Raw genomic sequence first — 22,452 nt, 5'->3', positions numbered from 1 at the left:
TACGTTCTTTTACAAGCCTTTGACGCTAGTTTGCAGCCACGTAGGTATAGTTGTCCACATTGGACCTAATAGCATCGTTCGGGGAAACGAGGAATTGTTTAATGCGTAACATAGCAGCGTTAGTTTTAGCGTCAATATTTGTTCTTAGCTCGGCTGCATCTTTAGCTGGAACAGCAAGTACAATGCACGCTGCTACGGTACCTGGTCATTGTGCACCTTGTGAGTATAAAAATGTAGGAAGTTATCATTATCGTAATAATAACGATATTGGTGATAACGACCATATGTTTAGCGGTATCACTTTAACTGAGCAACAGCGTCAACAGATGCGTGATTTGGTAGGGCAGAAACATCAACCGCGCTCATCGATGTCAATGAGTCCGACAGAGCGAGAAGAGATGCGTAAGCTGGTCACTGCGAAGGAGTTTGATGGAGTGGCAGTAAAGGCTCTGATTGAAAGGATGGTCAGATGTAATGTGGAACACCAGGTTGAAATGGCACGAATCCATCACCAGATGTACCAGCTGTTGACACCTGAGCAACAAGCACAATTGGAACAACATTATCGGCAGCGTATGTCTCAGTTACCGAACTGATTTGTAGTACCCATAGAAGCAAAGTAGTAGCAAACGAGAATTTTTCCTTGCCATAGACACCATCCCTGTCTTTTCCCCCGCCTTATGGCGGGATTTTTTTATCTGGCTAAGATTAATTCACTTTAAAATCAACCAGATAAAAGTTTTACAAGCAACTGTAAGTAGCGTGGAAATTTTCAAGTGTGGACACTAGTGTGGACACTTTTGAGTGCTACGGTTGCTTAGGATTGCTAAATTTCCATGCCGCCATTCAGTGGGTTTAACGTGATTGCAAATTGCAAATAGTCGGGTGCCAGATGAGCATACGCCATAGTTTGTTGTATATTGGCATGACCGAGTATTTGTTGCAGTGCAACAATGTTTCCACCTTTCATCACAAAATGACTCGCGAATGTGTGGCGTAGAACGTGTGTTGCTTGTCCTTCTGGTAAATCAGGTTTTATTGATTTTAACTTTGTACGAAAGCTTTCGTAATCAACGTCAAATAATTCCCCTGACTTCTGTTTGATTTCCTTTTCTAACTCTTTTGATATCGGAATAGTTCTTTGCTTGCCATTTTTGGTTTTTAAAAATGTCACTCGGCAACTCTTTACTTGGGCGCTTTTTAAGGTTGATGCTTCTCCCCATCTAGCACCTGTGCTGAGACATAGCAGCGCAATTTTTCTTTCATCCCCTGATAGTACTGATAACAGAGTTTTGACCTCTTCTTTTGTTAAAAAGGTCATTTCTGGCTGTTTTTCCTTTAACGGGGGTAATCCATTCAGTGGGTTGCTACCGCTAAAAACTTCAAGTTTTTGCAATGTCGTTATCATTCCTGATAGACGATACATATCCCGATTTATCGTTGACGCTTTGATCCCATCAGCTAGGCGATTACTGCGGTGTTCCAGTAAAACATGTTTGTTAAGACGGTTTATCGATGGATCATTTAACTGCCTGATTGTCTTCATCAGTTGTCGTTTTTCTATAGTGCCGTTCTCTGCGGTTTGTCCGTGATATAGCCACCATAAGTTCAGTAAATCGCTAAGGTCTCGTCTACTAGTCCTTGCACTGAGTTTTTGAGCATTTGCCATTGAATGACGTTCGAAAGCAATAGCTTCTGTCTTCTTGTTGAATGTTCTCCTGATGCGATTTCCTTGTCGCCCAAGAGGTCTAATGTCCACCATATAACGACCATCATCGAGCTTCTTAATTGGCATAGTGAAGCCCTCCGATGCAACAAATTGATTGACTGTCGATCCAGTCGATTAATTCCTCATGTAGTGTTAGCCAGTTTTCCGGTCTGAGTGGTGTGACGTTTTGATGTCTACACCATCAGGGGAGAGAGTTGGGCTAATTTGCCCAGATTCTGGGGCAATCTTTCCCGTCATTAGCCAGAGTGTGTATTTTTCAAATTTGGGGTGATTGGTAATTTGTAGGACGGTGCTTAATCCAGGTGCGGTGTGTTCACCTTCGTAGTTTTTGAGAGTGCTTAAGGCAATGCCTGTTAATTCACTAAACTTCATCTGTGTAAGTCCTTCGGCTTTACGTATAGCCCGAATTTTTTGTGACATGTCCATAGTTGACAGGTTCCATTTCTAAGACTAAACTCCCTCAAAAGGTACCATATTTAAGACCTTTTAAGGCGCAAAAACCCCTAAAGATGCCCTTAGAAGCAACTATAGGCGTTTGGTCTAGCCAGATTAGCAAACGAGTTGGGAAATTACGAGGTTCTTAATTGACCACTACTGAGTGTTATAGAAAGGAAATTGATGAGTGATGGAAAAAAATTCAGATGGGTACATGCAGGTTTATTATCCAGTTGATGCAGTGCCCTATCAGAAGTTTGCTGAACTGATAGGAAAAACTCCGAGTGCTGTTAAGGGAATGATTGACAAGAGTAAATTACCAATTATTCCGTGGCAGATACCAGAGGCGCCAGAGGGAGTAAAAACTCGTGGAGAAAACTGGGTTTATTTACCTGAGTTTAATAGAGGAATGCGTGACGCATATTTGAACCGTCCTAAAGAATTACGTGATGCGTGGTTATTGTGGGTTGGATTGTAAGGTGAGTGCAATGACTCAAATACCGGCACTAGAGGAATATAGAAAGGGACGGGTAAAATTTGGAAAATTACTTATTCGACCTTTACGCAAGAACGCCATAGTTCAGATTACTCAATATCAGGTCAGTGATGGTGAATATTCTTATGGCCGATTCGATTCAAAAAAGCAGGCTATCAGTTTTGCAAGGCAGCTTTACGGGAGAAAAATAAATGAACGAGTTAACGAAAATTCCGCATAAATATAAATTAACGGGTGATGATTTCAAAAAGATGGATCATTACAGATATTTTGTAGTTTCGGTAATTGGTTTGGCAACTGTGATATTAACCCCGTTATTAGTTTTTATTTACAGGTGACAAAATGGCAAATACAGAGCCGTGCCGTGCTGTTGTCTTAACACTGGATGAAAAAATTGATGGTCTCAATAAAGCCTCTGAGGCGCGTAATCGGTATTTTTTCGATGATAAAGAAAATAATAACAAATTGGACGATTTCATTGAAACTATGCGCGATCGCACAAATAATCGCGTTAGAAATAATGAACGGGTTTTGCATTTGATTTTTCACTTGGCAGGTTTTGATAAAGAGCGTTATCACGTCAAGTTTAAGGAATTAACAATAGAGGAGCGGCGCTCATTAATATTGGCAATTAATCAACTTCGGGCTGTGGCATCTATATTGCCAGATAAATTGGCATTGCCAAAATCAACCCAATATTAATTTAAAGCATAATCTAAGAAATTAATGCGTAAATTCGCAGGGGTTTTTATTGCCTAAAAATAGGAAATAAAAAATGAATATAGAGCAATTAATTAAAAGAAATAGAGAAGACGAACGCAAGATATTAGCCGAACGTTCTTCTTCACGTCTGTTAAAAATCGCGGCGCATATTGTGGCAAAGAAATTGGATTACGCCGCGTCATCTGCATTGTTGAACAGTGAAGCCGAGAAAATAGAACTCGAAGCTCGGGAGCTGGAGAGTGTCTAGGGAAATCGACCATGCTTGCCAACATGCTGAGAAAACGCTAGAGCGCAGAATATCAGAGCATGTAAACCGCTCCGTCGGTGTCTCTGCGTTTGAATGTGAAGAGTGCGACCAACCTATCCCCGTGGAACGCCGGATGAGTATGGCCGGAGTCATCCGCTGCGTCGCATGTCAGGCAGTTTTTGAACTGAAACAGAAGCATTATCGGAGTATATGAATTGGTGAATAAAACTATCTTGAAATGGGCAGGTTCTAAAATTCGCATTATGGATAAATTGCTGCCCCATCTGCCAGCAGGTCAACGGTTGGTTGAACCGTTCGCAGGTTCATGTTCTGTAATGATGAATACGCAATATGATGCGTATTTAATTGCAGGTGCTAACAGCGATTTAATTGATATGTATCAGTGCATCAAAGTGAATTGTGATGGGTTTATAAATGCTGCGCAAGACTGGTTTTCGTATTTTAATAGCGAGCATGGGTTTTATTGTCTGAGAGCTTTATTTAATTCTGATGATAAAAAATATAAATCACAGATATGGCACGCATCGGTATTTTTATTTCTAAACCGGCATTGCTTTAATGGCCTGTGTCGTTATAACTCAAAAGGTGAATTCAATGTGCCTTTTGGGAACGGTAAAAAACCTTACTTTCCCGAAGTAGAAATATTGGCGTTTGCTGCGAAATCTAAGATTGCCTCTATTCATTGTGCCGATTGGCGCGAAATACTGAAAATGGTTGATTTTGGGGATGTGGTTTATTGCGATCCGCCTTATTTCACCAACGGTGTTAATTTCACGCAGTATTGCAAAACTGGCTTTCTTCATAATGACCATCAGGAGCTGGCGACTTCTCTGAAACAGCTTAATGAGTTATTGGGCGTTCCTGTCACAGTGTCCAACTCCATTGAAGCCAAAGAACTTTATGCCGATCTGGGGTTCACTATCCATGAAATCGAAGCACCACGCACCATTGCCGCCAATGGCAATCGTCAGCCAGTAATAGAAATTATCGCGACGCTAGAGGCGGGTGCATGAGTGAGTTAATCGACTTGTTGCAGGAGCACAACAGCGATTACCAGCAGTCAAAACGCCTGCAATATGAGATGTTCAAGCCCGGTTTGCCCGGCGAGTCAACGTTAGCTGAACAGATCATGTGGCAGGCAAACCCTGATGATTATGACTGGCGTCATAAAATTATCGGTGATATGCCCGATTTTTTGGCGCTCTATTTTGCTACCCGGTACAAAAAAATATTTACCCAATCGGGGGGTGATCGCCGTCGTGCTAATACGTTTTTGCGTCAGTTTGGCGAGAACGTATTACCACGGCTGAATAAAGTCACTGAACGCTATCAATTCAAGCATCAGGTATCCGGCGTTACCCCGTTCCCCTTTATTGAGCAGTTAGAGCGATTGGTTACGTTGGAGCGTAAGGATATCAAACAGCTTGCCTGGGGAATTTCCCATTTTATGGCCGAGAACTACGAAAATACATCGGCTCAGTATGTCAATCAACAACCTGTGAGCGAACAAGACGCCAGAGAACGTTTGATCCGTATCTATGAGTTACTGGCAAAACTGACTCAACAAGCTGGCACAACAGCTCCTTACTGGCAGCAGTTCACCAAAGGCAGGGAAGGTGCCACAGTCGATCAATTGTGTGCCGGCCTCCTGCGCATGATGTCGGATAAATGGTGGTATGCCCGCTTGAAAAGAATGCGTGATATTCGCGCTGAGCATATGGCTATTGCGGTAGGTCAAGTGCAGAAATCAGCCTCTCCCTATGTTTCCCGTAGTACGCTGCGTGAATGGTTAGAGCAGAAGCGCCGTAATTGGGATTTTATCAAACAGTTTGATGTTGAGAATGAACAGGGCGACAGGGTACCGCTGGAAGATATGGTACTCGGTAGTGTGGCTAATCCCGCCGTCCGCCGTAGTGAATTGATGGTGAGAATGCGCGGTTTTGAAAATCTGGCTGACGAACTCGGCTATGTTGGTGAGTTTTATACCATCACCGCGCCATCAAAGTATCACGCTGTCCACAGTGTCGGTGGCTTTGTTTCAAATTGGAATGGAGCTAGTCCCCGTGATACACAAAAATATCTGTGCAACGTCTGGGCGAAAATCAGGGCGGCTTATTCCCGTGCGGGGATCAGCGCCTTCGGTTTTCGTGTAGTTGAACCTCACCATGATGGTACGCCGCATTGGCATATGTTGCTGTTTATGCGTCCTGAACATGTCGATGAAATGCGTGACATTATGTGTTATTACGCCCGGTTGGAAGATTCAGAAGAATTACAGGGGCAGAAAGCACTAAAAGCACGATTCCATGTGAAGCCCATCGATAAGGCGAAAGGTTCGGCTACGGGCTATATCGCTAAGTACATTTCCAAGAATATTGACGGTTACGCGCTGGATGGCGAAAAGGATGGGGAAACAGGCCAACTTCTTAAGGATATGTCACGATCTGTCTCTGCTTGGGCCAGTCGTTGGCGTATCCGGCAGTTTCAGCAGATCGGTGGTGCGCCCGTTTCCGTCTGGCGCGAATTGCGTCGTTTGAGTGGTGATGAGCAAATCTTGTCTGATGTAGATATGGATAATGTTCGATTTGCTGCGGATGTGGGGGACTGGTTCGCCTATACCGAGTTCCAGGGTGGGCCTCTGGTTGCACGGAAAGATTTAACCGTGCGGTTGTCCTATGAAATCACCGAACAGGGCAATGCTTACGGCGAAAATGTGTTGCGTATTTCCGGTGTCTACTCGCCCCGTTTGGGCGATTCCTCTTCTTTTATTACCCGTACTGTTAAATGGAACATTGTTCCTAAATTTAACGCTGATGTTAAAGGCGTGGGTTTGGGGTTTTCTGGCGGCTCTGCCGCCTCTTGGAGTTCTGTCAATAACTGTACGGGGTGTAACAGTGCGGCCAGAGGCGGTGATCTGTTAGTGGAAAAAGTTATCGATTATGCGGATTCAATCGGCATGGATTTTAGCCGGGCTATGGCGAAGTCATTAATCATCGGAGGAAAAATCAACATAGGTGAACAGTCGTTCAAGTTATGGACGGATGGCAGTTTTATTCCGATAGAGACGGAATGTCAGAAAGAAGCACGTCGCGATTTGTTGTGGCAGCGGATTAAGAATATTGGTGAAATGAGGAAAAACCTATCGTGAATATGCGTTTCGGTTCGGTTTGTTCCGGTATTGAAGCAGCCAGTGTGGCATGGGAACCGCTGGGTATGTCTCCGGCATGGTTCAGTGAAATTGAGAAATTCCCCAGCGCGGTACTGCAATATCACTGGCCTGATGTCCGAAATCTGGGGGATATGACTGAAATCCCCGCCATGATTACCGAAAATCAGGCCGATGCGCCGGATATTTTGGTTGGTGGTACACCCTGTCAGGCGTTCAGCATTGCAGGTCGGCGTAATGGGTTGGACGATGAGCGGGGAAAACTAACATTATCATTCGTGGAGTTGGCAAATGTCATTGATTCAGTCAGAGCAGCAAACGGAGAACAGCCTTCAATTATCGTTTGGGAAAATGTCCCCGGAGTTCTATCCAGTAAGGATAATGCCTTTGGTTGTTTTCTTGCGGGACTTACCGGAGAAGATGAACCATTGCAGCTGTCAAGGAAGAAATGGACGAACTCAGGTTATGTGTCTGGACCACAAAGAGCTGTTGCGTGGCGGGTGCTGGACGCTCAATATTTCGGAGTGGCCCAACGACGTCGCCGTGTGTTTGTTGTCGCAAGTGCTAGAACAGACATCTGTCCCGCAAAAATACTTTTTGAGCCAAGCAGCGTGCGTCGGCATTTTGAATCGCGCGGAACGGAGGGGAAAGCAATTACCAAAAATGCTGGAAGCCGTGTTGTTATCGGTAGTCACTGGGATTCAGGGTTAAACCCGCATCCGACATTAAACTCAGGCGGTATTGGCATGAGCAATCAGGAGATATTTTCTCAGAGAGGCAGTGGATTGGTATCTACGTATCGGTTGCTTTCGTTTGGTGAGTACCGAACGGATGATATTTCCTCAACCCTGAGAGCCAGAGACGATAAAAGTGCCACTGACCTGATCGCAATGCGGGGTGTCGTGCGCCGTTTGACGCCTGTTGAGTGCGAGCGGTTGCAGGGTTTTCCCGATAATCACACCCAAATTCCGTGGAATGGCAAGGCTTCGGCTGATTGTCCTGATGGTCACCGTTACCGGGCAATCGGAAATTCAATGGCTGTGCCTGTAATGGCATGGATTGGGAAACGAATTTTAATGCAAGCAAGGAATAAATAATGATGCGTTACAACGGAGTATCACTCTAGGAAATGATGAATTACCTCGTTAAATCGAAATTGTTCACTGAAACGACCAGGGCACGATCCCTATGAGGTGGTTGAATATCTGGCGTTGCTGATCCGCATCCGGTGACGGAATGCTGCTTCTTTGGCGAGGCTGCCTGTTGGAATACGTCGGGCTGGCATGAACTAAAATTGCAGTTGTGATTGTGTGACATGTCACGCGATTATCACTAAACCCGCTTTCAAAGCGGGTTATTGCTATGTGTCGATGCTAGATATTATTAGTGCAAGGGCTAACTTAGCTCTTGCGCTAATTTAGCTCAGGGGCTATTATTTAGGTATCAATAGGGGATTGTCGAATGTTTGAAATTAAGTTTCATGATGCTTTTAAGGAAGAATTAAAATCACTGCCTGATTCGCTGGAATTGCGCATGGTCGCGTTAATTAAGCGTTTGAGGGAAAACCCAACCAGCCTGAGAGAGCCGCATTCAAAACCGATAGAGGGATATAAAGGGCTGTTTGAGCTGAGAGCAAAAGCCAAAGACGGAATAGCCAGAAGTTTTTTTTGTTATGCCGCAGGGAAGAAAATCTATCTGTTAAGATGCTTTGTGAAAAAAACTAATGCCACTCCCCTGAATGAACTCAGGATAGCGATTGCGCGAAAAAATGAACTGACAGAACCATCAAGAGATTAAGAGGAAATATGATGCGTGATGACTTAGACCTCTACATTGAGGAAAGAACCAAAGAAAACCCCCGATTTAAAGCCACGTTAGCGGAAGAGGAGAAAGAGCTTGAGTTCGCGATTGAGATGCAGAATATGCTGACTGAATGGCGGAAACATGCTGGGCTGACCAGCGCTCAGGTTGCTGAAAAAATGGGTATCAAACCACCGACTGTATCAAAAATAGAAAGAAATATCGTTAAGGCATCCATTGATACACTCAGTCGCTATGCGCGTGCCTGTGGTGTTAACGATATCAAAATATCCTTATCATTAATAAAGTGATCGTTTTTTATTCTTTTGTTGCGGGTGCGCATAAGGGGGCATAACCCCCCATTCCCCGCACCAATCCGCAAGATCAAAAAAGGATCTCATGCCCCACAAAGCGCCAATACTGGTGCCTTTGAGATGATCTCTTGCTGGTGCATAAAAAGCACTGTATTTAGTGAGCAGGCGCGGCGGGGTCACGACTGCGCGTGGTAGCGTCTGGTAGCTTTGTTGGTCTCAAATTTCAGGATGTAATCATTCTGTATTGAAACTATATTTCTTCCAGACAAAAAAAGGCCACTCAGTAGGCGGCCTCTCGATCAATAATGCGGGCTATTCGTCCTCGTCCATATCCAACGAATACCGTTCAAACCGAATTACCTCCTCACCAATCCAGTCATTTAACTGTTTCATTTTGCTTTGCAATGGCATTAGCTCATTACGTACAAACACCTTAGCCGCCTTCTCCACATCACCAAAACCGCCTGTATTCTGTGGAATAATCCCCATCATCTGCGGTGGTACGCGATGTGCGGCCAATATGTCGTCACGGCTGGCATTCTTGATATTTAAAAATTCGTCTTTAGCTGCGGCTTCAGACAGTGGAATAGTCTGGATACCGTCTTTTTTACCGCCCGGCGCATATAAAAATAGATTGCGGAAATTACCTGGCCCCTTGGAATTTTTCAGCGCATCGCGGATATTGTCGATGTCGGATAGGTTTTGTGAGGCATCGCTGATATACAGGATATAACCTGCGTGGCTGCCGTTCAGGTAATACTTGCGGCGAAAAAGCGTAGCCGATTCATTTAGCAATGCCGACGGCAAAGCAGCTAAATACTCCGGCAATCCGTACAGTTCCTGATTAATATCGGGTTCAATCAGATGAAATACTTGCCCAGTCGGGAACGGGTATGGCTGGCTGTTGTAGCCATATTTCACAAACCAGTAGGTTTCCAGGTCTTCACCGCGTCGGGTGAACTTGGCTGGGCAATGATGCAGCTTCAAAGGCTGGCCGAGGCGATTATTGCGTTGTTCAAGATAAGCATTGCCAAATAGCATAAAGTCCAGCGCCCATGAATCGAATGCCTGTCGGCTAAGTAGCCGATGTGGGATAAAGGTACTGGTCAGGATGTTGCGTTTGACATAAACCGCGCTGCTGTGGTGCGGTGCCGAGCGAAACGACAGCGCCAGCCCGTTAAAACTGATTGGGGGTTCATACCAATTATCGACTAGCACACATTCCAAATAATCAAACACCTCGCGCCGGTCAAGGACGGGGATTGGATCGCCAAAGGTGAATGCTTCAATTGATGGGCTGGCCGTGGTTTTCACCGCCGGGCTGCGTTTTCTGTTTTTACGGCTCATCAGTAAACCTCAACAATATTTCTATGGTGGGGAGTGTCACCGGTAATCGGTTCATTAAACAGGGCGTGCATGGTGGCCCATGCCAGATCTGCGTGACTGGCTTCCTCGCTGCGGCTGGCTTGATAGGTCGGGCGGTTGCCGCTGGCGGTGGTAGAACGGCGGATCGCCATAAAACTTTGTGCAATGTCGGTCTGGCCGGCGTCAAACTCCAGCCGACGATGGTTGATAATGTCCCATGCCTTAAGTACCAGCGCGTTTTTAACGGCGGGGTTATAGACAAATTCCCGCACGGACGGGAAAAATTCTTTGACGTTTTGGTAAACCCCATGCCCGACGCCGGTCGAGTCAATGCCGATATATTCGACGTTGTACTGTTCCGTCAGTCGTTTGATGGCGTCAGATTGAGCGCGAAAGTTCATGCCACGCCACTGATGACGTTCAAGGATGCGGAATTTGCCACCCGGTACCCGCGGTGGAGCGACTACGACACAACCGGCACTGTCGCCATTCTCGCCACCTTTGGCGGGATCATAACCGATCCAGACAGGGTGATAACCATAGGGGCGTAGCATCAGGGGTTGCACATCGTCCCAGATTTCCCAGCTATCGACCATGCAACCCTGCATCAGTTGCAGTGAGAAAATGGATTCGATATCGTCCATAAACTCACACATCAGCAGGTTCTGGTACTCGTCCGGGCTATATTCCAGCCGTAACTGGTCAATATCAAACAGGTTACAGCCGCCTCTGACTGCATCTTCAACCGTGACAATCTGCCGCCACTGACCATCGGCACATCGTAGGCCGCTGGCTAATGCTTGATGGCTAATATCAATGTCAATGCGATTGGCCTTGGCGCGGCCACGGTTAAACAGTTTGCCTGACCAATACGGGTACGCGCCGTGGGTTAAGCTGGACGGTGTAGAAAAGTAAGTCTGGCGCCATTTTTTGTGCATCGCCATACCGGATGCTACTTTACGCAGTTCCTGAAATTTCGGAATCCAGAAATATTCATCCAGATAGAGATTGCCGTGATAGCTTTGCGCGGTGCGGGCATTGGTGCCGAGAAAATACAGGGTGGCGCCATTATTCAGGGTGATCGGGTCGCCTTTTAGTTCGGCGTCCACTTCCCGCGCCATTTCCAGGATGTACTGCTTGAATACGTGGGCCTGCGCTTTACTGGCAGAGAGAAATATCTGATTGCGTCCGGTAGTCAACGCATCGATCAGGGCTTCACGGGCAAAAAAGAATGTCGCACCAATTTGACGGGATTTCAGGATATTGCGGATACGATGCGCTAATCCGGCGTGATACCAATCATGTTGATAATCGAACAGGGTCGAGCGGAAAATGTCTTCCAGCTTTTTGACTTGTTCTTCACTGAACACGTTCTTTTCCGGTGGCCGGCGCTCACCTTTGTTGCGGTTAGCAATTTTGGGGTTCAGATCGGCTTCATTACCGCCGCGGCTGTATTTCCTGATCCGCGCTTGTCGTTCTAACTGACGGTGCAGCAGGTCAATTTCCTTAAAGTCCTTGCCTTCTTTTTGCTCCTTGGCGATAAGCTGACATAACCGTGCTTCAAGAGATAACTCGACTCGTTCAAACGAGGTCACCTCATCCCATTTGTCGCGACGTTTCCAGCTATGGATAGTTGATGCTTTCTCGTTGAGCATTTCCGCAATCCGTGCGATCCGGTACCCGTTAAAATACAGGTGCATTGCGTGCTTACGGGGATCAAAATCGGGCGTTGTTTTCATGCTGCCAGACTACAGACCCGTCCGTCATTTCTCTGTGTCTGCCCTGTGTGCCAGCCCAGACACAACCGCATTTTATTGTTTCCTCGACATGACGATACAAACTAGTAGGCCATGACTGATTCATTGATAATCGGGGCTTGCAATGCCGAAGAAATCCAAACCTTTTCGAATCTGTGTGGAAGGTGCAACCACAGACGGGCGCAAGGTTCAGCGTGAATGGCTGACACAGATTGCCGCCAACTATGACCCGCAGACCTACGGTGCACGTATCAACATGGAACATTACAATTTTTCGTGGAGTCCGCGCTTTGGCGATGTGGAATCGGTTTTTACCGAAGAAATCAAGGACGGTGCGCTGGCGGGCAAGCTGGGGCTGTATGGGATACTTTTACCCACCGATGATCTGGTGGAAATGAACCGTAAGCGTCAAAAGGTTTACACCTCCGCCGAAATCAACCTGGATTTTGCTGACTTCGGCGGGGCGTATCTGGTGGGATTGGCCGTTACTGACAGTCCGGCGAGCCTTGGCACTGAAATGTTGCAGTTTAGCGCTAATGCGACCAATAATCCGCTGAATTCGCGCAAGCAGCATCCGAACAATGTTTTTACTGCCACGGAAGAAACTTTGCTCGAATTTATTGATTTGTTAGAGGAAACCGAAAAAATCTCTCTCTTTTCCTGTGTACAGACGTTCTTCCAGAAAAAGCAGCAGAGTGATGATACTCGTTTTACCGATATCCATCGGGCCGTCGAACTGTGTGCCCAAGAGCAGCAGGCCACGGTGGAAATCGTAAACACACTTTCTCAACAAATAGGCAAAATAACTGCTATCAAACAGAAGCAAACCGAACTTGAAACCCAGCTTAGTGACTTAAAAACTCAGTTGAGTCAGCAAGACAGCCAGAAAACACACCGACCTGTTTCGCTGGGATCGCCGAACGCCGACACTCCAGTCAGTAAACATCTGACCAACTGTTAATGGAACAACCCCATGAAGAACGAAACTCGATTTAAATTTAACGCCTTTCTGATGCGTCTGGGTGAAATTTACGGTGTGGACGCCACGGCATTTACAGGCAAGGTAGAAGTCAATCCATCAGTTGCCCAGACGTTGGAAGAGGAAATCCAGCAAAGTGCCGATTTTCTGCAAAAAATTAACATGGTTCCCGTCAGCGAGCAGTCGGGCGAAGCGATTGGGCTAGGTGCCGGTTCGACTATTGCAGGGACGACAGACACCGACAGTAAGGAGCGAGAAACTTCCGATCCGACCCGACTCAACGCTATTGAGTATAAATGCGAACAAACCAACTTTGACACTAGCATTCCTTACAAAAAACTTGACTTGTGGGCGAAATTTCAAGATTTCCAGTTACGTATCCGTAACGCCATTATCCGTCGTCAGGCATTGGACCGCATTATGATCGGCTGGAATGGGGTTAAACGCGCCAAAACTTCAAACCGCGTTCAATATCCACTATTGCAGGATGTAAATATCGGCTGGTTGGAAAAAATCCGACAGGGTGCACCGGATCATGTCATGAGCAATATCACTGACGAAGCCGGTAAGGTTATATCTGAAACCATCCGTGTAGGAGAAGGCGGCGATTTCAATAATCTTGACGCATTGGTGATAGATACCGTCAACAATGCTATCGACCCAGAATATCAGGATGATACGGAACTGGTGGTCATCTGTGGCCGTGAACTGCTGGCTGACAAATATTTCCCGTTGGTCAATCAGTCGCAGCCCAACACCGAAAAAATGGCGGCCGATGTGATTATCAGCCAGAAACGTATCGGTAATTTGCCCGCAGTGCGTGTACCGTATTTCCCGCCCAAAGCCTTGCTAATTAGCCGTCTGGATAATCTGTCTATCTATTATCAGGAAGGCACCCGCCGACGTTCTGTGCTGGATAACCCCAAACGTGATCGCATTGAAAACTACGAATCAGTCAATGAGGCGTATGTCGTTGAAGACTATCGCGGTGTGGCCCTGATTGAAAATATCGAGATGTTGGCAGCCAGCAAAAAAGCAGCGTCGTTGCAGCCAGATAATGCCGTACCTGAGCACAATGCCGACACTGAGGAACCATAATGGCTAGCCTGTGGCAGCGTCACCGAATGCGATTACAGGCGACCGAGGCTGCTCAACTGAGTCGCCCCGCGCTGCAAAATCACGGCGGTTATAACCAGATGCTGCTGATGCTGGAGCAAGACCGCCGTCATCTTAAAAAAATCCAGTCTATGGAGCGCAAAGCGCAGCACAAAAGGCAGATCTTGCCTAAATATGCGCCGTGGATTACTGGGGTATTACAGGGGGGCATAGGTCATCAAGATGATGTGCTGATGTATGTCCTGCTGTGGCGCATTGATGCCGGTGATTATGATGGTGCGCTGGATATCGCCGAGTATGCGTTACAGCACCGACTTGCTATGCCTGAAAATCATGAGCGGACAACGGGCTGTGCCGTTACAGAAGAGATCGCCGAAGCAGCCCAGCGTTGCTATACCGCTAAATCTCCGGTGCCTCTTGCCACGCTGGAACGGGCGGCCAATCTCACCCACGATCAGGATATGCCCGATAAGGTGAGGGCGGAGTTATATAAATGGCTCGGTTACAGCCAGCGGGATAACAATCAGCCGCAGCCTGCCTATTGTTCGCTGAGCAGGGCTTTAGAACTGAACAATCATGTTGGCGTGAAAAAAGACTTAGAGCAACTTGCCAGAGCGCTCCGCAGTCAGAAACACGACAACACATAACCGAACGTGCCAACGCGCCGGGGCGGCACGGGGTGGCGAAGTCTCAACGCCCTGTTCACCGCCCACCTATTCAGGGGGCAATATGGATTTTATTTCAACCGCACCCGCAACGGATAAACAGGCCACCATGACCAGTGCCCCGTTTTTTCCTGCTATTGAGATCAGTCGTTACCGTGACGAGATGCGCACAGATGGTACGGTCACCGCGCCGAGATTACATCAAGCAATTTCCAACGCCATTGTTGAGGTTAATCGCGAGCTGAACCATTGGCGGCTGAGCCATATTGATGAGGGATACTCATCACTGGCCGATATTCCCGCCGGCACTCTCAATGGCGAGAGTGAGTTGGTTTATCTCTATCGTCGAGCGGTGTTTTGCCTGACTAAGGCGAATCTGATCGAGCGTTACCGCGATATCGACACGACTCAGACCGGCAGTAAAAAGGCTGAGGCAATGGAAATCACCATTGACGACCTGTGGCGGGATGCGCAATGGGCGATGCGCCGGATACAGGGGCGGGATCATGTCATTGTGGCGTTGATCTAATGCGGGTAAGGGCACAACAGTATGACACCGTGGATTCCTTATGCTGGCGCCACTATGGACGAACACAGGGAGTCACCGAACGGGTATTAGCAGCCAATCCCGGTTTGGCTGATATTGGGGCCATCTTGCCGCAGGGTACCGAGATTGAACTGCCTGAAATCACGCCTGCTGCTGTAACGCCCATCATTCAATTATGGGATTAGAAAATGAGCAAGCAACCGGATTTATGGGCCGATTTATTGAATGGCCTGAAAAATTCATGGCCGCAGATATCCGGCTCCTTACTGGCTGTACTGATCTGTTATGGTCGCCTGATTTATGACGGTGTAGAGCGAAAAAAATGCTGGGTTGAACCGTTGCTATGTGGCGGGTTGTCGTGGGGTGTTTCCAGCGGGCTGGAACTGTTTGGCATTCCCGGCAGTGTTTCACCGGCTTTGGGGGGCGCCATTGGTTTTATTGGTGTTGAAAAACTGCGTGAATTTGCCCTTCGCGCAATCAATAAACGTTTAGGAGACAAATCACATGACTAGAGGTGTTCGCAACCATAATCCGGGCAATATCCGCCACGGTGATAAATGGCTGGGATTACACGACACACAAACAGACCCGTCATTTTGTCAATTTGTATCACCAGAATATGGCATACGGGCCATTATCAAGATTATCCGCAATTATGAACGAAAATACGGATTGAACAGTATCCGGCAGATAATTTCTCGTTGGGCACCCCCGAATGAAAATGATACCGAAAATTACATTGCATATATGAGCCGGGCGGTTGGTATTCCCTGTAATGCGGTGATTGATGTTGATAATCCGGTGATCATGACCCGATTGGTTTGCGCCATCATTCAAATGGAGAACGGACAGCAACCATATGCCGATATGATCATTAAACGGGCGTTTGCGCTGTTATGAGGTTTAATCTATATTCACCTTGAGTACGCTGGTGGCAGTGTCTGGCCTGCTCTGGTTCTATTACGGTGAGTATCAGCAAAAAAGCGATGAATACCAAACGCTGAACCAGCGGTATGAGCAACAGCAAACCATTACCGATAACGCATTCCAGACCATCAGGATAATCAATGATATCTCACGGGTTAATAACGAAAATCGGAAGCGATCAGCCGTGGATGCTGCACAAATTCAGGCGGCTATCAACACTGTTGTTGTCGGTAATGATTGCGCCCGTCGTGCTGCTCCTGATAGGGCTGTTGTCCGGTTGCAGCAGCACGCGAACCGAATACGTTCAGGTACCGTTGATGCCGATTCCGATGCATCTGCTCGCTGACTGTCTGCCCCCGGTCATATCCGACACAATGACATGGGGTGATAGCTTGTTGCTGAATGCACAGTTACTGGCGGTTATTGAACAGTGCAATCTGGATAAACAGGCCATTCGACAAATAGAACAGATTAGATAGGTGACACATGAATAAGCCTAACGCTTTGCGGAAAGTCCTGACAGAAAAGATCCCCTACTTGCGCGACAACCCTGAATACCTGCATTTGTTTGTTGAAGATGGCGTCGTTTTGGCGACAATGGCACTCTCCTTGTCTTACGAATATGAATACACGCTAAACCTGATTATTGAAGCCTATCCCGATGATCAGGATGTGCTCATGGTGGTTATCGTGCACTGGATACGCGAGCACCAGCCAGATATTTTCGCTCATCCTGACAATCGCCGCAGCGGCTTTACTTTTGACGTGAATATTCTCAATGATGACACCGCTGATATCAGTATCGATCTGAAACTGACCGAGCGTGTACTGGTCACCCAGCAAGGGCAGGTTAGCACGGTGTGCGCCGTTCCTGAGCCTGAAAACCCGTTTGACAGGTGGTGAGATGAACGGTGACGCATTGCAGCCTTTGGATACCGCACTAACCGCCCTGTTGAATCAACTTTCTCCCGCCAGTCGAAAGCAGCTAGCCCGTGATATCGCACGGGACTTACGACAGAGCCAAATGCAACGTATCCGATCCCAGCGTAACCCTGACGGCAGCCGTTTTACCCAACGCAAGGCACAAACCCGCACTGTACAGCATGGTATAAAATTTATCTGGCGCGGTGAACCTCGCACCTTGAAAAATTGGCAAATCCGCAAGGGCAAGAAGGGTGAAACGATTACCGGTTATGATGCTGAGCGTAAAGGGCAGCGTACTTTTTACAAACGCGATATCCAACGTTTTCTGGACGTCAAAACCGACCGGATAAGTACCCGAAAATCCAATAAAAAGTCCCGCATGTTTAAGAAACTGGCTACTGCGCGTTACTTACGTCTGTCCGCCAGTGAGCGGGAAGCCATTATCTTTTTCGCATCGAAAGTCACTGCGGTTGCTCGTGTGCATCAGTTCGGATTAAAGGAACGTATGAGAGGGAAAAACATTGAAGCCAAATATCCATCGCGGCGACTTTTGGGACTGACACAGAGCGATATTCAACATATCGAAGACCAGATATTTTCCCATCTCATCCACGGATGTGTGCCAGTCAGTACACAAACCTCATGACGTGCAGGTGAGGGTTTGGGGTGACATTGTTGTCTGCATGAACACACAATTAACTGAATTGTTGCGCCGATTGCGCAACCTGATCCGAATCGGTGTTATTACCCAGGTAGATACTACACGGGGAATGTGCCGGGTTATGACAGGCAATCTTGAAACTGACTGGTTGCATTGGTTGACATCCAGAGCGGGAAGTTCCCGAACATGGTGGGCGCCCAGTGTTGATGAGCAGGTTTTATTGTTATCCCTTGGTGGTGACTTGACCACGGCCTTTATACTGCCTGCGATCTTTTCTGATGAGTTTCCAGCCCCTTCGGCATCACCAGAAGCGGTGTGTATCGCTTTTCCTGATGGTGCCGTGATGGAATACGAACCACAGATCAGCGCGTTAACTGTCACAGGTATTAAGACCGCCACGATTACCGCGTCGGCTTCCGTGCATGTTATTGCACCAGAAATCACTTGTATGGCCGACAATCAGATCACATTGGATACACCCACCGTCATTTGCACCCACCATCTGACTACGGGCAGTCTGGAAGTGCAAAAAGGCGGCACTATGCGTGGCAATATCGTTCATGTAGGGGGTGAATTCAGTTCTAACGGGGTTGTGGTGGATTCGCACCGACACCACGGTGTGCGCTCCGGTGACAGTACATCGGGAGTTCCCATATCATGATGTACCTTGGTATGCATCGACAGACGGGTGAGGCTATCAGCGATATCGCCCATGTTCGCCAGTCAGTCAGCGATATCTTGCTAACGCCGATGGGTAGCCGTATTACTCGCCGCCAATATGGTTCGTTGTTATCTGAATTGATTGATGCGCCCCAAAATCCTGCTTTACGTCTGCAAATTATGGCTGCGTGCTATACCGCCATCCAGCGATGGGAACCCCGCATTACCCTGGCCGCTATCACTATCAATCAAGGTGAAGCCGGACACATGACTGTTGATATCAGCGGCCAGTATCAGCTATCCAATGCCCCGGTTGCTTTTTCTGTGCCTGTGGGGTGACCATGCCGACCATCGACCTTAGCCAGTTACCGACGCCGGAGGTTGTCGAACTGCTGGATTTCGAAACCCTGCTGGCCGAGCGAAAAGAAAAACTGATTTCACTGTATCCGCCAGAGCATCGCGGTGCTATCACCCGCACGTTGGCGCTGGAATCCGAACCCATCACCAAACTGTTGCAGGAAAACGCCTATCGGGAATTGCTCTTGCGTCAGCGCGTTAATGAGGCAGCGCGGGCGGCGATGGTAGTGTATGCCACAGGCAGCGACTTAGACCAACTGGGGGCGAATAACAATGTACAGCGTTTGGTATTACAGCCCGCTGACAATCTCGCCATACCGCCGATCTCTGCGGTGCTGGAATCTGACGCTGATTTTCGGGTACGCATTCCTCAAGCGTTCGAGGGGTTAAGCGTCGCCGGCCCTGTGGCATCCTATGAATACCATGCGTGCAGTGCTGACGGACGGGTTGCCGATGCATCGGTGATAAGCCCAGCGCCTGCCTGTGTCACAGTCAGTATTTTGTCACGTGAGGGGAACGGCGCGGCCAGTGATGAATTGATTGCGGTCGTGAATACTGCCTTGAATGATGAGGATGTTCGCCCCGTGGCGGATCGCCTGACTGTTCGGTCTGCGGAGATTGTCGATTATCAAATTGATGCCGTGCTGTACCTGTACCCAACCCCGGAATATGAGCCGATATTGCAGGCTGTGCGTGAACGGCTGGCGCGTTACACTGCCGAGCAACACCGGATTGGCCGCGATATCGTGCGCAGTGCCATTTTTGCTGTCTTGCATATGCCCGGTGTTCAGCGTGTTCACCTGAAAGCTCCGGCTCAGGATGTGATTCTGGATAAAACTCAAGCGAGTTTTTGCACACGTGTGCAGGTAGTGATTGGGGGAGCGGATGAATAACCGTTTGTTACCTGTTGGATCATCACTGCTGGAAGTGGCCGCCGCTGAAGCCCTCGCCAGTCTGTCAAATGTGCCGGTTCCCCTGCGTGACTTGTGGAGTCCTGAGCGGTGTCCAGTGCAGTTTTTACCCTATCTGGCGTGGGCGTGGTCGGTTGACCGCTGGGACATGGACTGGCCGGAGAATACTAAACGCGAGTCAATTAAGGCGTCGATGTTTGTTCATAAACATAAGGGAACCATTGGCGCAATCCGGCGAATAGTGGAACCATTCGGTTATCTCATCCGTGTTATCGAATGGTGGCAAACAAATGATGCCCCCGGCACTTTCCGGTTGGATATTGGCGTCATGGAAACCGGTATCACCGAGACCACCTATCAAGAACTAGAACGGTTGATTTTTGATGCCAAACCCGCTTCACGGCATTTGGTCGGTATGTCTATTCAGTTGGAGACCAGTGGCGAAAATTATTGCGCTGTCGCCAGTTACAGCGGTGATGTATTAACCGTTTACCCCTATATCTCGGAATTAATTACCGCCATTGGCTCTGATGTAGTAGGGGTTGGAGTGCATATTATTGATGATGTGAGGATTGAATCATGAGGACCAAATATTTTGCCCTGTTAACTCAATTGGGCGCGGATAAGCTGGCAAATGCCGCCGCGTTGGGTACCAAGATTGAAATCACCCATATGGCTGTTGGTGATGGTGGCGGAAGCTTGCCGACACCAGATACTGCACAGACTAAACTGGTTAACGAACGCCGTCGTGCGGCGATTAATGAGTTAAATGTTGATCCCAAGAATACTAACCAGATTATTGCCGAGCAGGTAATCCCCGAAAACGAGGGCGGTTGGTGGATACGGGAAATTGGCTTGTTTGATAAAGACGGCATTTTGATTGCCGTCGGAAACTGCGCGGAGACTTACAAACCGCAGTTACAGGAAGGCGCTGGGCGTACACAGACTATTCGTATGGTCTTGATTGTCAGCAGCACTGACACAGTAACATTGAAAGTTGATCCCTCCGTGGTGCTGGCAACGCGGGAATATGTGGACGAGTCGATTCAAACTCATGTGAAGAACCCTAACCACCCTGACGCTACGCTAAAAGATAAAGGTGTCGTTGTTTTGAGTAGTGCGGTAGACAGTAGTAGCGAAATCCACGCGGCAACCCCGAAGGCGGTTAAGGCGGCGTATGACTTGGCAAATGTCGCGGACAATAACGCTAATGGCCGTGTGCCTGCTAGTCGTAAGGTGAACGGGAAGGCGCTTTCCTCTGATATTTCACTGAATGCGGGGGATATTGGGGCGTATACCAAAGGGGAAATTGATTCTCGTGTGAATGAAATCAGCATACTGGCAAACACGGTAAACCAGAATGCGACCGATGCTAATGATAATGCAAATAGTCGATTGTCCAGGAAAGAGAATGGCGCTGACATTCCTGACAAAAATGTTTTTGTGAAAAATCTCAATTTGTTGGAAACGGTAGTGTTGGCTAAAGGAGCAGTACCGAGCAACCGGAAAATCAACGGTAAGGCGTTGACAGGGGATCTAAGTTTGAGTGCTGGAGATGTGGGAGCATATACGCGAGCAGAGAATGATAATACTTTCTTGCGTATTTCTAGCGATAAAAGCGCCACCGTTGGTAGTTTACTGATTGATAGCAAAACGCCCTTTCCTGAATTGCGTTTCAAATCGAAAGATGGGTATGTGGTAGGAATTAACGGCTCAGAAGGAAAATTGTTGCATATCTATTCTAACGATCCGAGCAATCGGCGGCGTTACAATATACTAATACCTGAGCGAAGTGGTACTCTTGCGCTACAAAATGCAGCGATAAAATCTGAAAATGGTTGGTGGCAATGTGGGGATACGGGGATAATTATTCAATGGGTTAAAGTTACATCCAGTCAACAATCATGGGTAAAAGTCAATTATCCAATTTCTTTTAAAAATAAGTTTTTTGGCTATATTGCCAGTATGTCGAGTATCAATACATCAACGGGTCACACATTAGTACGTAATGCAACACTATCGACATTTGAGTATCAAGCTGGCACTCCTAACAATAATGAGAATCCAGACAGAGTTGTACATATATTATTTTGGGGGGTATAAATGGTTTATTTCTCCAGAAAAGAAGGCGCTTTTTATAATGAAGCTTATAAAGAATGCGTTGAAATAACAGCAGAAAAACACAATGAATTACTCGCCGGGCAATCGCGCGGTTTATCAATTGTCAGTAGTAAAGAGGGTTATCCAGTACTCATTGAACGTGCTCCGTCCGTTTATCATAAATATGATGGTGAAAAATGGATAATATCAGAAAGTGGTAAGGTACAACTTAGGCAGGAACAGCAGCAACAAGCAGAACATAAGAAACAGCAACTTATGCTCACGGTAGGTAAACAGATAGCCCCGTTACAAGATGCGGTAGATTTGGGGATGGCGAGTGATGAGGAAAAATCGCTGTTAGCCGCTTTGAAAAAATATCGGGTATTACTGAACCGCGTTGATGTTAATTTAGTACCAGATATTCATTGGCCTGAAAACCCCTCAGAATAATGGAATCAGAGCCGCAGTAGTTTAGTTCTTATTTGAGCGGCTCTGACTATTTGATATCGGGAGCCTGTGAGGTATCTACCCTATTTCTCATCTCTATTTATG

At 47.3% G+C, this 22,452-nt stretch carries 31 protein-coding genes and 1 pseudogene; 28 read left to right on the top strand and 4 right to left on the bottom strand.

The features are described 5' to 3' along the window. The first annotated feature begins 101 nt into the window (after positions 1 to 101). Entirely contained in the window at positions 102 to 596 is a 495-nt protein-coding gene (gene cpxP / locus LGZ98_RS07555) for a cell-envelope stress modulator CpxP (protein ID WP_113043010.1), read from the top strand. A gap of 230 nt (positions 597 to 826) precedes the next feature. Here cpxP and LGZ98_RS07550 read toward each other — a convergent pair whose 3' ends face one another. Then, a complete protein-coding gene (locus tag LGZ98_RS07550) occupies positions 827 to 1,795 on the bottom strand; it encodes a phage integrase (RefSeq protein ID WP_262977897.1) in 969 nt (322 codons plus the stop codon). Positions 1,796 to 1,861: 66 nt separating this feature from the next. After that, a complete protein-coding gene (locus LGZ98_RS07545) occupies positions 1,862 to 2,155 on the bottom strand; it encodes a helix-turn-helix domain-containing protein (protein ID WP_036773984.1) in 294 nt (97 codons plus the stop codon). A 196-nt stretch (positions 2,156 to 2,351) separates the two neighbouring features. Here LGZ98_RS07545 and LGZ98_RS07540 point away from each other — a divergent pair, with 196 nt between their 5' ends. The 10 genes and pseudogenes from LGZ98_RS07540 (at position 2,352) to LGZ98_RS07495 (ending at position 8,928) form a co-directional block, all read left to right on the top strand. Further along, on the top strand, positions 2,352 to 2,642 hold the full coding sequence (locus tag LGZ98_RS07540) for a Cox family DNA-binding protein (RefSeq protein ID WP_036811329.1): 291 nt from the start codon (positions 2,352 to 2,354) through the stop codon (positions 2,640 to 2,642). Positions 2,643 to 2,652: 10 nt separating this feature from the next. After that, positions 2,653 to 2,880 carry a hypothetical protein gene (locus tag LGZ98_RS07535; RefSeq protein ID WP_036811332.1) on the top strand — a complete coding sequence of 76 codons (228 nt, stop codon included), beginning with the start codon at positions 2,653 to 2,655 and terminating at the stop codon, positions 2,878 to 2,880. Positions 2,881 to 3,002: 122 nt separating this feature from the next. Then, positions 3,003 to 3,362 (top strand): DUF5347 family protein, encoded by a 360-nt coding sequence (locus LGZ98_RS07530; protein WP_149616323.1) that lies wholly within the window; start codon positions 3,003 to 3,005, stop codon positions 3,360 to 3,362. Between the two features lie 73 nt (positions 3,363 to 3,435). Further along, positions 3,436 to 3,630 carry a DUF2732 family protein gene (locus tag LGZ98_RS07525; protein ID WP_036773977.1) on the top strand — a complete coding sequence of 65 codons (195 nt, stop codon included), beginning with the start codon at positions 3,436 to 3,438 and terminating at the stop codon, positions 3,628 to 3,630. Then, entirely contained in the window at positions 3,623 to 3,844 is a 222-nt protein-coding gene (locus LGZ98_RS07520) for a TraR/DksA C4-type zinc finger protein (RefSeq protein ID WP_262977896.1), read from the top strand. Before LGZ98_RS07525 ends, LGZ98_RS07520 begins: the two co-directional genes overlap by 8 nt. Positions 3,845 to 3,848: 4 nt before the next feature. Further along, positions 3,849 to 4,664: a DNA adenine methylase gene (locus LGZ98_RS07515; protein ID WP_315901987.1), complete on the top strand. Its 816-nt coding sequence runs from the start codon at positions 3,849 to 3,851 to the stop codon at positions 4,662 to 4,664. Beyond that, on the top strand, positions 4,661 to 6,799 hold the full coding sequence (locus LGZ98_RS07510) for a replication endonuclease (RefSeq protein WP_387491402.1): 2,139 nt from the start codon (positions 4,661 to 4,663) through the stop codon (positions 6,797 to 6,799). The genes LGZ98_RS07515 and LGZ98_RS07510 overlap by 4 nt, the downstream gene beginning before the upstream one ends. Further along, positions 6,793 to 7,890: pseudogene (locus LGZ98_RS07505) on the top strand (DNA cytosine methyltransferase); the annotation flags it as partial. The gene LGZ98_RS07510 and the pseudogene LGZ98_RS07505, both read left to right, overlap by 7 nt. A gap of 388 nt (positions 7,891 to 8,278) precedes the next feature. Beyond that, a complete protein-coding gene (locus LGZ98_RS07500; RefSeq protein ID WP_036773962.1) occupies positions 8,279 to 8,614 on the top strand; it encodes a type II toxin-antitoxin system RelE/ParE family toxin in 336 nt (111 codons plus the stop codon). Positions 8,615 to 8,622: 8 nt separating this feature from the next. Next, positions 8,623 to 8,928: a helix-turn-helix domain-containing protein gene (locus LGZ98_RS07495; RefSeq protein WP_051691050.1), complete on the top strand. Its 306-nt coding sequence runs from the start codon at positions 8,623 to 8,625 to the stop codon at positions 8,926 to 8,928. A 315-nt stretch (positions 8,929 to 9,243) separates the two neighbouring features. Here the strand turns inward: LGZ98_RS07495 and LGZ98_RS07490 are convergent, their stop codons facing one another. Next, complete coding sequence (locus LGZ98_RS07490; RefSeq protein WP_262977894.1) at positions 9,244 to 10,278, bottom strand: phage portal protein; 1,035 nt, start codon at positions 10,276 to 10,278, stop codon at positions 9,244 to 9,246. Further along, on the bottom strand, positions 10,278 to 12,035 hold the full coding sequence (locus tag LGZ98_RS07485; protein WP_262977893.1) for a terminase ATPase subunit family protein: 1,758 nt from the start codon (positions 12,033 to 12,035) through the stop codon (positions 10,278 to 10,280). Before LGZ98_RS07485 ends, LGZ98_RS07490 begins: the two co-directional genes overlap by 1 nt. A 142-nt stretch (positions 12,036 to 12,177) precedes the next feature. Here LGZ98_RS07485 and LGZ98_RS07480 point away from each other — a divergent pair, with 142 nt between their 5' ends. From LGZ98_RS07480 to LGZ98_RS07400, 17 genes are read left to right on the top strand one after another with little or no spacing between them, the layout of a single operon-like run. Continuing rightward, the gene (locus LGZ98_RS07480) at positions 12,178 to 13,014 is read left to right on the top strand and encodes a GPO family capsid scaffolding protein (protein WP_262977892.1); all 837 of its coding nucleotides are present in this window, start codon (positions 12,178 to 12,180) and stop codon (positions 13,012 to 13,014) included. Between the two features lie 12 nt (positions 13,015 to 13,026). Then, the gene (locus LGZ98_RS07475) at positions 13,027 to 14,130 is read left to right on the top strand and encodes a phage major capsid protein, P2 family (RefSeq protein WP_262977891.1); all 1,104 of its coding nucleotides are present in this window, start codon (positions 13,027 to 13,029) and stop codon (positions 14,128 to 14,130) included. Continuing rightward, a complete protein-coding gene (gene gpM / locus LGZ98_RS07470) occupies positions 14,130 to 14,795 on the top strand; it encodes a phage terminase small subunit (protein WP_262977890.1) in 666 nt (221 codons plus the stop codon). The genes LGZ98_RS07475 and gpM overlap by 1 nt, the downstream gene beginning before the upstream one ends. Then, positions 14,755 to 15,342: a head completion/stabilization protein gene (locus LGZ98_RS07465; RefSeq protein ID WP_262977889.1), complete on the top strand. Its 588-nt coding sequence runs from the start codon at positions 14,755 to 14,757 to the stop codon at positions 15,340 to 15,342. Before gpM ends, LGZ98_RS07465 begins: the two co-directional genes overlap by 41 nt. Then, positions 15,342 to 15,545: a tail protein X gene (locus LGZ98_RS07460; RefSeq protein ID WP_262977888.1), complete on the top strand. Its 204-nt coding sequence runs from the start codon at positions 15,342 to 15,344 to the stop codon at positions 15,543 to 15,545. The genes LGZ98_RS07465 and LGZ98_RS07460 overlap by 1 nt, the downstream gene beginning before the upstream one ends. 3 nt (positions 15,546 to 15,548) lie before the next feature. Next, positions 15,549 to 15,872, top strand: a complete 324-nt coding sequence (locus LGZ98_RS07455; RefSeq protein WP_262977887.1) for a phage holin, lambda family — start codon at positions 15,549 to 15,551, stop codon at positions 15,870 to 15,872. After that, entirely contained in the window at positions 15,865 to 16,260 is a 396-nt protein-coding gene (locus tag LGZ98_RS07450) for a structural protein (RefSeq protein WP_262977886.1), read from the top strand. Before LGZ98_RS07455 ends, LGZ98_RS07450 begins: the two co-directional genes overlap by 8 nt. 31 nt (positions 16,261 to 16,291) lie before the next feature. Then, entirely contained in the window at positions 16,292 to 16,633 is a 342-nt protein-coding gene (locus LGZ98_RS07445; RefSeq protein WP_262977885.1) for a DUF2570 family protein, read from the top strand. Then, the gene (lysC, locus tag LGZ98_RS07440; RefSeq protein ID WP_228939934.1) at positions 16,605 to 16,766 is read left to right on the top strand and encodes an Rz1-like lysis system protein LysC; all 162 of its coding nucleotides are present in this window, start codon (positions 16,605 to 16,607) and stop codon (positions 16,764 to 16,766) included. Before LGZ98_RS07445 ends, lysC begins: the two co-directional genes overlap by 29 nt. A gap of 7 nt (positions 16,767 to 16,773) precedes the next feature. After that, a complete protein-coding gene (locus tag LGZ98_RS07435; protein ID WP_046974475.1) occupies positions 16,774 to 17,190 on the top strand; it encodes a phage tail protein in 417 nt (138 codons plus the stop codon). Position 17,191: 1 nt separating this feature from the next. Beyond that, complete coding sequence (locus LGZ98_RS07430; RefSeq protein ID WP_046974474.1) at positions 17,192 to 17,857, top strand: phage virion morphogenesis protein; 666 nt, start codon at positions 17,192 to 17,194, stop codon at positions 17,855 to 17,857. A 37-nt stretch (positions 17,858 to 17,894) separates the two neighbouring features. Next, positions 17,895 to 18,533, top strand: coding sequence for a phage baseplate assembly protein V (locus LGZ98_RS07425; RefSeq protein WP_262977884.1), 639 nt, complete (start codon positions 17,895 to 17,897; stop codon positions 18,531 to 18,533). Further along, entirely contained in the window at positions 18,530 to 18,871 is a 342-nt protein-coding gene (locus LGZ98_RS07420) for a GPW/gp25 family protein (RefSeq protein ID WP_214089435.1), read from the top strand. Before LGZ98_RS07425 ends, LGZ98_RS07420 begins: the two co-directional genes overlap by 4 nt. 2 nt (positions 18,872 to 18,873) lie before the next feature. Next, entirely contained in the window at positions 18,874 to 19,782 is a 909-nt protein-coding gene (locus tag LGZ98_RS07415; RefSeq protein ID WP_262977883.1) for a baseplate assembly protein, read from the top strand. Further along, complete coding sequence (locus tag LGZ98_RS07410) at positions 19,775 to 20,383, top strand: phage tail protein I (RefSeq protein ID WP_262977882.1); 609 nt, start codon at positions 19,775 to 19,777, stop codon at positions 20,381 to 20,383. Before LGZ98_RS07415 ends, LGZ98_RS07410 begins: the two co-directional genes overlap by 8 nt. Continuing rightward, positions 20,380 to 21,903, top strand: coding sequence for a phage tail protein (locus LGZ98_RS07405; RefSeq protein WP_262977881.1), 1,524 nt, complete (start codon positions 20,380 to 20,382; stop codon positions 21,901 to 21,903). The genes LGZ98_RS07410 and LGZ98_RS07405 overlap by 4 nt, the downstream gene beginning before the upstream one ends. Next, positions 21,904 to 22,350, top strand: a complete 447-nt coding sequence (locus LGZ98_RS07400) for a tail fiber assembly protein (protein WP_262977880.1) — start codon at positions 21,904 to 21,906, stop codon at positions 22,348 to 22,350. Positions 22,351 to 22,452: the final 102 nt, after the last annotated feature.

The sequence above is a fragment of the Photorhabdus kayaii genome (assembly GCF_025384895.1).
Taxonomy (GTDB): domain Bacteria; phylum Pseudomonadota; class Gammaproteobacteria; order Enterobacterales; family Enterobacteriaceae; genus Photorhabdus; species Photorhabdus kayaii.
The sequence above is the reverse complement of the archived record's forward strand: the minus strand, read 5'-3'. Positions and strand labels throughout refer to the sequence as shown.